At 71.4% G+C, this 14,002-nt stretch carries 10 protein-coding genes; 3 read left to right on the forward strand and 7 right to left on the reverse strand.

Features of this window, described 5'->3' with window-relative positions; translation table 11 throughout:
• Positions 1-3 precede the first annotated feature (3 nt).
• The 7 genes from ACUYMY_RS14645 to araB form a co-directional block, all read right to left on the reverse strand.
• Entirely contained in the window at positions 4-2,670 is a 2,667-nt protein-coding gene (locus ACUYMY_RS14645; RefSeq protein ID WP_481704263.1) for a trehalase-like domain-containing protein, read from the reverse strand.
• A gap of 146 nt (positions 2,671-2,816) precedes the next feature.
• Positions 2,817-3,542, reverse strand: a complete 726-nt coding sequence (locus ACUYMY_RS14650) for a hemerythrin domain-containing protein (protein ID WP_481704264.1) — start codon at positions 3,540-3,542, stop codon at positions 2,817-2,819.
• Positions 3,543-3,642: 100 nt separating this feature from the next.
• A complete protein-coding gene (locus ACUYMY_RS14655) occupies positions 3,643-4,671 on the reverse strand; it encodes a LacI family DNA-binding transcriptional regulator (protein ID WP_481704265.1) in 1,029 nt (342 codons plus the stop codon).
• Between the two features lie 31 nt (positions 4,672-4,702).
• A complete protein-coding gene (locus ACUYMY_RS14660) occupies positions 4,703-5,614 on the reverse strand; it encodes an aldose 1-epimerase family protein (RefSeq protein ID WP_481704266.1) in 912 nt (303 codons plus the stop codon).
• A gap of 26 nt (positions 5,615-5,640) precedes the next feature.
• On the reverse strand, positions 5,641-7,170 hold the full coding sequence (gene araA / locus ACUYMY_RS14665; RefSeq protein ID WP_481704267.1) for an L-arabinose isomerase: 1,530 nt from the start codon (positions 7,168-7,170) through the stop codon (positions 5,641-5,643).
• Positions 7,171-7,200: 30 nt separating this feature from the next.
• Entirely contained in the window at positions 7,201-7,881 is a 681-nt protein-coding gene (locus ACUYMY_RS14670; RefSeq protein ID WP_481704268.1) for an L-ribulose-5-phosphate 4-epimerase, read from the reverse strand.
• Positions 7,878-9,581 (reverse strand): ribulokinase, encoded by a 1,704-nt coding sequence (gene araB / locus ACUYMY_RS14675; RefSeq protein ID WP_481704269.1) that lies wholly within the window; start codon positions 9,579-9,581, stop codon positions 7,878-7,880. The genes ACUYMY_RS14670 and araB overlap by 4 nt, the downstream gene beginning before the upstream one ends.
• Before the next feature lie 329 nt (positions 9,582-9,910).
• Here araB and chvE point away from each other — a divergent pair, with 329 nt between their 5' ends.
• The 3 genes from chvE to mmsB all read left to right on the forward strand — a co-directional run bounded on the left by chvE (position 9,911) and on the right by mmsB (position 13,931).
• Positions 9,911-11,047 (forward strand): multiple monosaccharide ABC transporter substrate-binding protein, encoded by a 1,137-nt coding sequence (gene chvE / locus ACUYMY_RS14680; protein ID WP_481704270.1) that lies wholly within the window; start codon positions 9,911-9,913, stop codon positions 11,045-11,047.
• Between the two features lie 76 nt (positions 11,048-11,123).
• On the forward strand, positions 11,124-12,650 hold the full coding sequence (gene mmsA / locus ACUYMY_RS14685; protein ID WP_481704271.1) for a multiple monosaccharide ABC transporter ATP-binding protein: 1,527 nt from the start codon (positions 11,124-11,126) through the stop codon (positions 12,648-12,650).
• Between the two features lie 3 nt (positions 12,651-12,653).
• Positions 12,654-13,931: a multiple monosaccharide ABC transporter permease gene (gene mmsB, locus ACUYMY_RS14690; RefSeq protein WP_481704272.1), complete on the forward strand. Its 1,278-nt coding sequence runs from the start codon at positions 12,654-12,656 to the stop codon at positions 13,929-13,931.
• The last annotated feature ends 71 nt before the right edge of the window (positions 13,932-14,002 follow it).

The following is a 14,002-nucleotide window of genomic DNA, read 5'->3' on the forward strand; positions in this document are numbered from 1 at the left end:
CCATTATTCCGGGGTCCTTCCAGCGTGCTGCGATGCCGCATAGGCTCCCAGCAGCCGGGCGCAGCGGATGAAGCCCAGGTGCGAGTACGCCTGCGGGTGGTTGCCCAGGTGCGTCTCGGTGGCCGGGTCGTACTCCTCGGGCAGGAGGCCTGTCGGGCCCATGAGCGCGGCGAGCCGCGCGAAGAGCTCCTCGGCGTCCTCCCGCCGCCCGACCGCGAGGTACGCCTCGATGAGCCAGGACGTGCACAGGTGGAAGCCGCCCTCGAGGCCCGGCAGGCCGTCGTCGTACGTGTACCGGAACACCGTCGGCCCGACGCGCAGCTCGCGCTCCACGGCCGCGACCGTCGCGAGGAAGCGCGGGTCGAGCGGATCGAGCATCCCGGACAGGCCCACGTGCAGCACGGCGGCGTCGAGGTCGGGGCTGCCGTACGCGACCGTGTAGGACGCCGAGCCCTCGTGCCAGCCGCGCCGCAGCACCTCCTCGCGCACGACGGCGGCGAGCGGCTCCCAGCCCCGGCCCGGCTCGCGCCCGTGGCGGCGGGCGACGGTGAGGGCGCGGTCGAGCGTGACCCAGCACTGGACCTTGGAGTAGACGTGGTGCCGCGGTGCCATGCGGGCCTCCCAGATGCCGTGGTCCGGCTCGTGCCAGCGGGCCTCGACGGCCGCCGCCAGCTGGCACAGGAGGTCCCAGTGGGACTCGGGCAGCTCGCCGGTGCGCTCCGACAGCGCGTCGATGAGCTCGGCGACGGGCCCGAAGACGTCGAGCTGGACCTGGTGGTCCGCGGCGTTGCCGACCCGGACGGGCCGGGAGCCCGCGTAGCCGGGCAGGTGCTCGACTGTGGCCTCGGTGGCCAGCTGCGCCCCGGTGACCGAGTAGAGGGGGTGCAGCCACTCGGGTCCCGCCGCCGCGGCGAGGATCCGGCCGAGCCAATCGAGGAAGCCGTCGGCCTCGGCGGTCGAGCCGAGATCCACGAGGGCCCGCACGGTGAGCGACGCGTCGCGGAGCCAGCAGTACCGGTAGTCCCAGTTGCGCGTGCCGCCGATGCCCTCGGGCAGCGAGGTCGTCGGCGCGGCGAGGACGGCGCCGGTCGGCTCGTGCACGAGGTGCCGGAGGGTCAGCGCCGAGCGGGCCACGAGCGAGGGCTTGACTGCCGGCAGCTCGAGCGAGGCGACCCACTCGCGGGCGGCGCGCACGACGGCGGCGCGGCGCAGGGGCTCGTGGGCCGGGTCCGGCTCCGCGGGATCGGGGTCGCCGCAGCGCAGCGTGAGGACGAGCGGGCCGCCGGAGAGGTCCGCCTCCGCCGTCGCCGTCGCGTGCCGGCCGTCGCTCGCGATGGCGAAGCGCAGGCCGGGGGCGTGCAGGACGACGGGCTCGGACGTGCCGACGACGTGCAGGAACTCGCCGCGGGCCTCGATCCCGAACGGCGCGCCCGCGTAGTCCGGCCGGGGCGCGAACACGATCCGCGCCCGCCCGGGCCCCGTCAGGACGCGCACGAGCTGGGTGATCCCCTCGGGCGAGGGCTCGAGGTAGTCCGTGGCCGTGAGGTCCGCCCAGCGTGTCTCGACGACCATGGTCCCGTCCACGTAGCGCTGGCCCAGGAGCCGTGACTCGGCTGCAGGCCCCACCGTGAAGTGCCCCGCTGGCTCGCCGCCGAGCAGGTGGGCGAAGAGCGAGCCCGAGTCCGGCAGCGGGTGGGTCATCCAGCACAGCGTCCCGTCCGGGGTCAGGAGCGCGGTCGAGGAGCCGTCGCCGAGCATCGTGTGCCGCTCGAGGCCCACGGCCTCCTCGCCGAAGAGCCAGGCGCGGCGCAGCTCGAACAGGGTCGCGAGGACGTGCGCGAAGGCCGCCGGGTCCTTGAGCCGGTGGGCGGCCCCCGCTCCCCCGGGCCTGCTCCCGACGAAGAGCCCGAGGTCGCCGCTGCCCAGCGAGGCGATGGCCCGCGCGTCGCTCTCGGCGTCGCCCGCGAACAGCACCGCCGTCGCGCCGAGCTGGCCGCGCAGCCGTGCGAGGGCGGCGTCCTTGGCGGGCGGGAGCCCCAGGAGGTCGAGCACGGCCCCGTCCTCGAGCGGCTCGAGCCCGTGGGCGGCGGCCACCGAGCGCGCGAGCTCGACGGCGCGCGCGGCCGACGGCGGCTCGGCCTCGCGCAGGTGCAGCGAGACGGCTGCGGGCTTGCGCTCGATCGCGACGCCGCCGAGCGCGCCCGCCGCCTCGGAGAGCGCCGACGCGGCGGACGCCAGGCGCGCCTCGAGCGCGAGCGGGACCCCGTAGGCGAACGCGAGATCGAACTCGTGGCCGTGCGAGCCGACGAGGTGGACCTCGGCCGGGAGCCGAGAGACGGCGGCGAGGTCCCGCAGCGAGCGGCCGGACACGACCGCCGCATGGGTCTCCGGGAGCGAGGCGAGGGCCCGCAGGGCGACGGCAGCGGCGTCGAGCGGGAGCGTCTCGGTCGTCTGCCCGTCGACAGCCGTGAGCGTGCCGCCGTAGTTGCACGCGACGAGGAGCCCGGGCTGGCGGGCCAGGAGGCGCAGCTCGGCGAGGAGCTCGGGGCCGAGCCCGGCGCCGTCGTGCGCGGCACCCTCCTGCGCCGTGTGCAGGGCGGACCGCAGCCGCGCCGGGGGGACGGCGGGAGCGACGGCCGTCCCTGCGCCCGTGGTGAACGACGTGGCCATGCCGACCTCCTGTCCTGGGCCCCCTGTGGATCGCGGGGGTTCAGGCCAGTTTCGGGCGCGGTCGTTTCGGCGCAGGGACGGGCTCGTTGCGCGGCCGTAAAAGGCGCGGCCGGCGGGACTGAGTCCGCGGGGCCATAGGCCAGCGGCTACAGCGTCTCGGGGATGGTGCGCCCCGGGAAGAGCGTCGCGTACTGCTTCCGGTACATCCTGCGCCCCACGAGGCGGTAGGCCAGGCGGACCGGCGCGGGGATCTCCTTGAAGAGCTCCTCGCGCTCGCCGGGCGGATTCGTGGCCAGCACCATCCCGAGGTAGGCGATCATGAGGCGCCTGTCGAAGCTGTTGGTCCCGTGCTGCGCTGCCTCGGCCAGCTCCTTCGCGGTCATCACCCGGTCGACGGCGGGCATCACCTCGGTGACCTCGCGGCGGAGGTGCACCTTGAGGACGGCAGACAGCTCCTCGTAGCGCTCGGCGAGCTCGTCGCGGATGTCGGCGTCCGCCGTCTCCATCCAGCGCAGCCGGAGCGGTTCGATGGCCTCGAGCCGCCGCGCGACCTGCCGGTGCTGCTCGAGCATCTGCTCCACGTGCAGGGCGCACGCGGGTGCCCGCTTTGCGAGCTGCGGGTACATGAGCAGGTCCTCGCCCTCGTGGTGGACGTGGAGGATCATGTCGAAGTTCCCGAGCACCTCCCCCACGTAGGCGGCACGCGCGGTGTCGCCGGGCTCGGCGGAGTGCACGAGGCCCGGCGCCTCGTCGTAGGCCCAGAGGAACACGCGGTGGATGCGGCGCATGGCCGCCGTCCCCGTGCAGAGGATCGGCCCCGACGGCACTGGAGCTGGGGTCTCGCCGGGCTGGAGGGTGAAGAAGTCGGTCATGGAGCGCCCCTCAGGCATGGTCGGGCGAGACCAGTCCCTCTCCCGGGAAGCATCGTAGGGTGTGCCCCCGCGCTGGACAATGGCTCGCGCCCGGGGACGCCTAGCGCGCGACGACGTCGGGAGGGGCCGCCGTCGTCGACCGCACGACGAGCTGCGGCTCGACGCTGCGCGCAGCGGGGCGGCCCTCGTCGAGGGCCGCGAGGAGCGCCTCGATGCAACGCCGGCCCAGGGCCTCGAAGTCCTGCCGGACGGTCGTGAGCGGCGGGAAGAAGTAGGCAGCCTCGGGCTGGTCGTCGTAGCCGACGATGCTCAGGTCCCGGGGGACGGCAAGCCCCGACTCCTGGACCCCACGGAGCAGGCCGAGGGCCATCTGGTCATTGGCGACGAACATGGCGGTCGCCTCCCGGGAGCGAGCCACCTCGAGCCCGACCTCGTAGCCGCGTGCGGCCGTCCAGTCGCCCTCGATGAGGAGGTCCGCGGGAAGCCCCGCCTCGTCCAGGGCCTCGCGCCACCCGCGGACGCGCTCGGCGGCGTCGTACCAGTCCGCGGGGCCAGAGAGGTGCCCGATCCGCGTGTGCCCGAGCTCCACGAGGTGCCGCACGGCGAGCCGCGCCCCCAGCCGCTGGTCCACCCCGGCACCGGCCTCCGGCCGGTCCGGGTCCGACGTCGCCGCGATGACGGGGAACGCGTGCTCGATGCGGTCCAGCGCCTCGAGCAGGCCGGGGTGAGGGACGATCACGACGATGCCGTCCACAGCCTGGTCGGCGAAGTGGCCGAGGGCGTCCTGGACGGCCTCCGGCGTGACCTCGCGCAGCGTGGCGATGCTGACGAAGTACCCGGCGTCGCGGGCCGCCTGCTCGAGGCCCAGGAGCGCGTGCGAGGGGCCGTACTGCCCGAGCTCGGACGCCAGGACGCCGATGGTCTGCGAGCGGCGGGTCACGAGGCTGCGGGCGACGGTGTTGCGCCGGTAGCCGAGTGCGGCGATGGCGGCCTCGACCCGCTCGCGGGCGCTCGCGCTGACGTTGGGGTGGCCGTTGAGCACGCGGGAGACGGTCTGGTACGAGACGCCCGCCATCTTGGCGACGTCCTTCATCACCGGTGCCCGCTTGACGGCGGGTTCGAGTGTCATCTGGCCCTTTCCTGCGCGCATCGCGCATGCGTCAGCGCGTCAGCCCCACGATACGCCAGCGGGTTCGGCGCTCCTGGCCGGGCGCGAGGCGCACGAGGTCGGTGCCGCTGTTGAAGGCGTCCGGCGGGCAGGTCATCGGCTCGACGGCGAGCCCGAGCCGGGTGGGGAGCGGCGGCTCCTTGTCCGCGGTGTGGACCTGGAGCCAGGGGCAGGAGGCGTCCCACTCCATCGCCACGCCCGTGCCCGCCGGGTCCCAGACCTCCACCCGGGCGCTTCCGGCGTCGTCGAACTGGATGCCGGTGAAGGCGTGGTCGATCTCCGTCGCCCCGATCCGCCGGGGCCGGCGGAAGTCGAACGCGTGCCCTTCGACCGGCCGGGTCCCGACCGGCAGGAGCCGGTCCGGGGTGACCTCGAGGAAGGTCTCGGCCGGAATCTCGAGCTCCCACTCGTCCAGCGGCGACTCCCCCGCCAGCAGGTACGGGTGCGGGCAGACGCCGTAGGGCGCGGTTGTCCGCCCGGTGTTGAGCGCGGCGACCTCCCAGGCGAGCCCGCCGTCGTCGAGCGTGTAGGAGGCCTCGAGCCGGAGCCGGAACGGGTAGCCCGGGGCCGCGGCGAGGTCCAGCGCGAGGGTGACGGAGCGCCCGTCGGCGTCCACGAGCCGCCAATCCCGGCCGAAGGCGAGCCCGTGCAGGGCGCAGCCCCGCTCGGGCTCGTTGACCGGGAGGCGGTGCTCGGCGCCGTCGAACGCGTAGCGCCCGTCCGCGATCCGGTTCGGCCAGGGGGCGGCGATGACGCCCCGGTAGTCCGGGATCGGGCCGCCCGCGGCGAAGGGCACCACGAGGTCCCGTCCTCCGAAGGTCAGCGTGCGCAGCGCCCCGCCGCGGGCGGTGACGACGGCGGTGTAGTCGCCGGCCGAGATCTCGTACTCGAGGGCCCCGTTCATCGAGCGGATCCGCGCCGGGCCGGGGCTCAGAGGCCGCCCGCGAGCCTGTAGTACGCCTGGTTCCACCGGATCTCCTTCCTGAACTGGGACAGCGTCGTGGACTGGTCGATGAGCAGCAGCTCGGTCTGGGCCATCTCGGCGAAGTCCTCGAAGGCCTCGGGGCCGACGGCCGTGCTCAGCACGGTGTGGTGGGCGGCGCCGGCGGTGAGCCACGCCGCGGCGGACGTGGCGAAGTCCGGCTGCGGCTTCCAGAGCGCGCGGGCCACCGGCAGGTTCGGCAGCGGCTCGTCGAGGTCGACGACGTCGACGGCGTTCGCGACGAGCCGGAACCTGTCCCGCATGTCGGAGAGGGCGACGACGACGCCCGGCCCGGGGTCGGCGTCGAACACGAGGCGCACCGGGTCCTCCCTGCCGCCGATGCCCAGCGGGTGGATCTCGAGCCGCGGCTTGGACGTGGTCAGCGAGGGGCAGACCTCGAGCATGTGCGCGCCGAGGATCCTCTCCTCGCCCGGCACGAGGTGGTACGTGTAGTCCTCCATGAGGGACGCGCCGCCGGGCAGCCCTGCGCCCATGACCTTCGCCGCGCGGACCAGGATGGCGGTCTTCCAGTCGCCCTCGGCGCCGAAGCCGTAGCCGTCGGCCATGAGCCGCTGCACGGCCAGGCCCGGGAGCTGGCGCAGCTCGCCGAGGTCCTCGAACGAGGTGGTGAAGGCGGCCGAGCCGTTGGCCTCGAGGAAGGAGCGCAGGCCGAGCTCGATCCGGGCCCCGTAGCGCAGGGACTCGTGCCGGTCGCCATCCTTCTGCAGCTCCGGGACCACGTCGTAGAGGTCCTGGTACTCCGCGACGAGCGCGTCGACGTCGGACTCGGAGGCGGCGTGCACCGCCTCGGCGAGCTCGTTGACGGACCACGTGTTGACGGAGACGCCCAGCCGGAGCTCGGCCTCGGTCTTGTCCCCCTCGGTGACGGCGACGTTGCGCATGTTGTCCCCGAAGCGGGTGAGCTTGAGGCCGCGGACGGCTGCCCATCCGGCGGCCGCGCGCTGCCAGACGCCGATCTGCCGGGCCACTTCGGGGTGGGAGACGTGCCCGACGACGGTCTTGCGCGGCACGCCGAGGCGGGCCTGGATGTAGCCGAACTCGCGGTCGCCGTGGGCGGCCTGGTTCAGGTTCATGAAGTCGAAGTCGATCTCCGACCAGGGCAGCTCGACGTTGGCCTGGGTGTGCAGGTGCAGCAGGGGCTTGCGGAGGGCGTCGAGGCCCTGGATCCACATCTTGGCCGGGGAGAAGGTGTGCATCCACGCGGTCACGCCGATGACGTGGTCCGCCGAGTTGGCCTCGAGGGCCGCGCGGCGGATCGCGTCGGAGTCGGTGAGCACGGGCTTCCACACGAGCCTCACCGGCACGTCGGAGGAGGCGTTGAGCGCCTCGGCGATCTCGCGGGACTGCTTGGCGACCTGGGCGAGGGTCTCGGGGCCGTAGAGGTGCTGGCTGCCGGTGAGGAACCAGACCTCGTAGCCGTCGAGGGACATGTGTGCTGCGCTAGGCGCATCGGCCATGGGGTTCTCCTGAGGGTTCTGGGCTCGGCGCTACTGGCCGTAGACGTTCTGGTAGCGGTCGTAGAGGGAGGCGATGAGCCGGGCGTCGATGGGCTCGGGCTCGCCGAGCTGGCGGGCGATGTGCACGGTGCGGGCCACCTCCTCGCACATGACGGCGGCCTTCACGGCGGAGCGGGCGTCCCTGCCGATCGTGAAGGGGCCGTGGTTCTGCATGAGCACCGCGGGCGAGTTCGAGTTCTTGAGCGTCTCGACGATGCCCTGGCCGATCGAGTCGTCCCCGATGAGGGCGAAGGGGCCGATGGGGATGTCGCCGCCGAACTCGTCGCCCATCATGGTCAGCACGCACGGGATGGGCTCGCCCCGCGCGGCCCATGCCGTCGCGTAGGTCGAGTGGGTGTGGACGACGCCGCCCACCTCGGGCAGGTGCCGGTAGACGTAGGCGTGGGCGGCGGTGTCCGACGACGGGGCCAGCCCGGGGTTGCCCCACTCGCCGTCCGCCGGGGTTCCGTGGAGGTCGGTGACCACCATGGACTCGGGGGTGAGGTCGTCGTAGGAGACGCCGGAGGGCTTGATGACCATGAGCTCCTCGTCGGGCACCCGGGCCGAGACGTTTCCGGCCGTCCAGACGACGAGCCCGTAGCGGGTCAGCTCAGAGTGCAGGGCGCAGACCTCGGCGCGCAGGCGGGCGATGGTGTCCAGGAGGGCGCTCATGCGTTAGCCCCCACGGTCTCGGCGCTCATCGCCTTCCGCTGGATCGCCTTGAGGCGGTGCATGACCTCGTTGCCGCCGCGGCCGAAGTAGTCGTGCAGGGCCGTGTACTCGGCGAAGAGCGGCTCATAGGCGGCCACGTTCTCGGGGATCGGCGTGTAGACGGCCGCCGCATCGGCTCCCATCGCAGCGGACGCCGCCTCGACGCCGTCGTACGCCCCGGCGGCCACGGCGGCGTGGATCGCCGAGCCGAGCGCGGGGGCCTGGTCGGATCCGACCGTGGAGAGCGGGAGCCCGGTGACGTCGGCATAGATCTGCATGAGCAGCGGGTTCTTCACGAGGCCGCCCGCGATGATGAGCTCCCTCACGGGGACCCCGGAGGCGTTGAAGGCCTCGATGATCGTCCGCGTGCCGAAGGCCGTGGCCTCGAGCAGGGCGCGGTAGACGTCCTCGGGCTTGGTGGCGAGGGTCTGGCCGACGAGGAGGCCGGAGAGCTCGTGGTCCACGAGCACCGAGCGGTTGCCGCTGTGCCAGTCCAGGGCCAGCAGGCCGTGCTCCCCGATCCGCTGCAGCGAGGCCAGCTCGGTCAGGTACTCGTGCAGGCCGAGCCCACGGCGCGCTGCCTCCTCGGCGTAGGCGGCGGGGACGCCGGTCCTCACGAACCAGCCGAAGATGTCTCCGACGCCGCTCTGCCCGGCCTCGTACCCCCAGCGCCCGGCGAGGATCCCGCCGTCGACCACGCCGCACATGCCCGGGACCTCGCGCAGCTCCTCGCCGTTCATGACGTGGCACGTGGACGTGCCCATGATCGCGACCATCTGCCCCGGGGCGACGGCCTTCGCGGCGGGAGCGGTGACGTGCGCGTCGACATTGCCGACGGCGACGGCGATCCCGGCGGGGAGGCCGGTCCACTCGGCGGCCTGCTCGCTCAGCCTTCCCGCGGCCTCGCCGAGCTGGCCGACGCGGTGCTCGAGCTTGGCCGAGACGAAGTCCTTGAAGTCGGGGTTGAGCGCGGCCAGGAAATCCTCCGACGGGTACTCCCCGTCCTGGTAGATGCCCTTGTAGCCGGCGGTGCACGCGTTGCGGACGTACTGGCCGGTGAGCTGCCAGACGATCCAGTCCGCGGCCTCGACCCAGTGCTCCATCGCCGCGTAGGCCTCGGGGTCCTCCTCGAGCAGCTGCAGGCCCTTGGCGAACTCCCACTCGCTCGAGATCAGGCCGCCGTAGCGGGGCAGCCACGCCTCGCCGCGCTCCTCGGCGAGCCGGTTGATCCGGTCGGCCTGGGGCTGGGCCGCGTGGTGTCGCCAGAGCTTGACGTAGGCGTGGGGGCGGTCGCGGAACCCGTCGAGCTCGCACAGCGGCGTGCCGTCCGCCGTCGTCGGCACCATCGTGCAGGCGGTGAAGTCCGTGCCGATGCCGATGACGTCGGCCGGGTCGACGCCGGCGCTCTTCACGGCCTCGGGCACGGCGCGGCGTAGGACCTCGCGGTAGTCATCGGGCACCTGCAGGGCCCAGTCCGCGGGCAGCCGCTCGCCGCCCCCGGGCAGGCGCTCGGTCACGACGGCGTGGGCGTACTCGTGGACGGCGCTGCCCATCTCCCGGCCATCGCTCACGCGGACGACGACGGCGCGTCCCGAAAGCGTGCCGTAGTCGACGCCGATGACGTATCGGGGCAGCGCGGCCCCGGCCGGTGTTGTGCTCATGGGGATTCTCCAGTCTGTCGGCTGGGGAGCCGGGATGAGGGAAGGGGGAACGAACGGAGCAAAGGAGGTCGAGATCAGTGTGAACGCTCACAGGAGCCGGCGTCAAGGCCGGAGGCGACATTTGGTGAACGTTCACATGTTGCTTGACTCACATTCTGGGAGGCCCTTATCGTGGTGCCGTTGTGAACGTTCTCACCGCCGGCAGCGCCGCCGCGGGACGTGGCAGCCTACTCCCTCGAACGGGAGGGAAGGCGACGCGGGCCAGCTCCAGGCGCCTGCCTCACAGCACCCAGCACGCGGACCGCGAGGTCCCCGGGAGGAGACACATCGTGAATTTCAAGAAGCTCTGGGCCGCGCTCGCCGTCGTCCTGGCCCTCATGCTCGCCGTTACGGGCTGCGGCACCCGAGGCAGCGCCGCCGGCGGCGGCGGCGGAGGGGGCGGATCCGCGGACCCCAGCACCTCGCTCGTCGGCATCTCGATGCCGACCCAGACCTCCGAGCGCTGGATCGCCGACGGCAAGAACGTTGAGGAGTCGCTCAAGAAGCTCGGGTACAAGACGGACCTGCAGTTCGCCAACGACGACATCCCGACCCAGGTCTCGCAGATCGAGAACATGCTCACCAAGGGTGCCAAGGCCCTCATCATCGCCGCGATCGACGGCACCACCCTCACCGACGTCCTGGCCAAGGCCAAGGAGCAGAACGTCAAGGTCGTCGCCTACGACCGGCTCATCAACGGCACGCCCAACGTGGACTACTACACGACCTTCGACAACTACCAGGTCGGCGTGCAGCAGGCCACCTCGCTCCTGACCGGCCTCGGGCTCGTGGACGCGAGCGGCAAGCAGGTCGCGGGCAAGGGCCCGTTCAACATCGAGCTCTTCGCCGGAAGCCCGGACGACAACAACGCCGGCTTCTTCTGGAACGGCGCGATGGACACGCTCAAGCCGTACCTCGACTCCGGCGCCCTCAAGGTCCCGAGCGGGCAGACGAACTTCGAGCAGGCGGCCATCCTGCGCTGGCAGGCCCCCGTGGCGCAGAAGCGCATGGAGGACCTCCTCACGTCCGCCTACAGCTCCGGCACGAAGCTGCACGGCGTGCTCTCCCCCTACGACGGCCTCTCGATCGGCATCATCTCGGCCCTGACCAGCACCGGCGGCTACGCCAAGGGCAGCCTTCCGATCGTGACCGGCCAGGACGCGGAGAAGGGCTCGGTGAAGTCGATCATCGCCGGCGAGCAGTACTCGACGATCTTCAAGGACACCCGCCAGCTCGGCTCCCAGGCCGTGAAGATGGTCGACGCCGTCCTCAAGGGCCAGGAGCCGGAGATCAACGACTCCAAGACCTACAACAACAAGGTCAAGGTCGTCCCCTCCTACCTGCTCAAGTCCGTGATCGTCACGAAGGACAACTACCAGAAGGAGCTCATCGACTCCGGCTACTACACGGAAGCCGACGTCAAGTAGCCTCCCGGGCGGGGGCCTCGCCGCAGGAGGCGAGGCCCCGCCCTACCCCTGCAGCGCAGGAGTCAGCGAGAACCAGATGCAGACACCCATTCTGTCGATGCGCGGCATCACCAAGACCTTCCCCGGAGTCAAGGCGCTCCAGGACGTGAGCCTCGACGTCAACCGTGGCGAAGTCCACGCGATCTGCGGCGAGAACGGCGCCGGCAAGTCCACCCTCATGAAGGTGCTCTCTGGGGTCTACCCGCACAGCAGCTTCGACGGCGAAATCCTCTTCGAGGGCGAGCCCTGCCACTTCTCGAGCATCAGCGACAGCGAGAAGCGCGGGATCGTGATCATCCACCAGGAGCTCGCGCTGAGCCCGTACCTCTCGATCGCCGAGAACATCTACCTCGGCAACGAGCAGGCCAGCCGCGGCTGGGTCGACTGGCAGAAGACCAACCTCGAGGCGTCCAAGCTGCTCGCCCGAGTGGGCCTGAGCGAGAACCCCGCCACGCCCATCCAGCACATCACGGTCGGCAAGCAGCAGCTCGTGGAGATCGCCAAGGCACTCTCCAAGCAGGTGAAGCTGCTCATCCTCGACGAGCCCACAGCCGCCCTGAACGACGAGGACTCCGGTCACCTTCTGGACCTGATCCTGCACCTCAAGGGGCAGGGAGTCACGAGCATCATCATCAGCCACAAGCTCAACGAGATCCGCCGCGTCGCCGACGCGGTCACGATCATCCGCGACGGCAAGACCATCGAGACCTTGCGCCTCAAGGACGGGATCACCCAGGAACGCATCATCCGCGGGATGGTGGGCCGTGACCTCGAGAGCCTCTATCCGGACCGCGACCCCACGATCGGGGAGGAGGTGCTGCGGATCGAGGACTGGTCCGTCCAGCATCCCCAGGACCCCTCCCGCATGGTGGTCCAGAACGCCACGATCACCGTCCGCAAGGGCGAGGTCGTCGGCTTGGCCGGGCTCATGGGCGCCGGCCGCACCGAGCTCGCAATGAGCGTCTTCGGCCGCACGTACGGCCAGGCCACCTCGGGCCGCGTCCTCAAGAACGGCCGGGAGATCAACACGTCCACGGTACCTCAGGCGATAGAGAACGGGCTCGCCTACGCCACCGAGGACCGCAAGCACTATGGGCTGAACCTCATCGAGGACATCCAGCGCAACGTCTCCATGGCGGGGCTCCGGAAGCTCGTCAAGCGCGGGTGGGTGGACAGGAACCAGGAGACGCTGGTCGCCGAGGGCTACCGCAAGAGCATGAACATCAAGGCGCCCTCCGTCGCCGCCGTCGTCGGCAAGCTCTCCGGCGGCAACCAGCAGAAGGTCGTGCTCAGCAAGTGGATGTTCTCGGACCCCGAGGTGCTCATCCTGGATGAGCCCACGCGGGGCATCGATGTCGGGGCCAAGTACGAGATCTACTCGATCATCGCCAAGCTCGCCGCCGAGGGGAAGGCCATCATCGTCATCTCCTCCGAGCTGCCCGAGCTCCTCGGCATCTGCGACCGCATCTACACCCTGGCCGCAGGCCGGGTCACGGGCGAGGTCCCGATCGAGCAGGCCACCCAGGAGACCCTCATGCACTACATGACCCAAGAGAAGGAATAGCCAATGTCCGCCCTCCGAGAATCCCTGGGCTTCCTGGCCAACCGGCTCCGGCAGGTCGGCATCTTCGTCGCCCTGATCCTGATCGTCCTGCTGTTCCAGGGCCTCACCGACGGCATCCTGCTGCAGCCGCAGAACGTCACCAACCTGGTGGTGCAGAACAGCTACATCCTCATCCTGGCCATCGGCATGGTCATGGTGATCATCGCCGGCCACATCGACCTGTCCGTCGGGTCCATCGCCGGGTTCATCGGCGCCATGGCCGGCGTCATGATCGTCCACTGGGGCTGGTCCTGGTGGCTCGCCATCCCCGCGTGCCTCCTCGTCGGGGCCCTCGTGGGGGCCTGGCAGGGCTACTGGATCGCCTACGTCGGCATCCCCGCGTTCATCGTCACCCTCGCCGGCATGCTGATCTTCCGCGGCCTGACGCTCATCACCCTGAAGAACCAGCAGATCACCCCCTTCCCCGACGAGCTGCGGGCCCTCGGCGGCGGCTTCCTCCCGGACATCAGCGGCGGGAACTCGGTCGTGGAGTGGCTCACCGTGATCCTCGGCGTGGGGGCGACGGCGGCGTTCCTCATCCAGGAGGTCCGGCAGCGCCGCATCCGCCTGAAGTTCAACCTCGAGAACGAGCCGGCCGCCTGGTTCTTCACCAAGATCGGCTTCAGCGCCCTGCTCATGCTCGCCATGACCTTCCTGCTGGCCAGCTACCGCGGGACCCCGATCGTCCTCGTCGTCCTGGCGGTGCTCGTCGTCGGCTACAGCGCGGTGATGGCCAACAGCGTCTTCGGCCGCCATATCTACGCCCTCGGCGGCAACCTGCACGCTGCCGAGCTCTCCGGCGTGAAGACCAGGGGCGTGACCTTCCGGCTCTTCGTCAACATGGGCGTCCTGTCCGCGCTGGCCGGCCTGATCTTCACCGCCCGGCTCAACTCGGCCCAGCCCGCGGGCGGCACCGGCTTCGAGCTCGACGCCATCGCCGCGGCCTTCATCGGCGGCGCAGCCGTCCAGGGCGGCATCGGCACCGTCGCCGGAGCCATGATCGGCGGCCTGATCATGGGTGTGCTCAACAACGGCATGTCCATCCTGGGCCTCGGAACCGACTACCAGCAGCTCATCAAGGGCTTGGTCCTCCTCCTCGCCGTCGCGTTCGACATCTTCAACAAGAACCGCTCGGGCGCCGGCGGTCTGGGCAAGTGGTTCACGTTCCGCAGGCGCACGTCACCCTCGGCCGGCTCGAGGCCCGTGGCGGAGCAGAAGGAGCCGGTCGCGGCCGCCAAGTAGGCCCCAGCTCCGCGGCCGCCGGATCCACTCCGGCGGCCGCCTCGTCAGGGGCGTCGCCGGGCTTCAAGGTC

This window comes from Sinomonas sp. T428B (assembly GCF_056780155.1).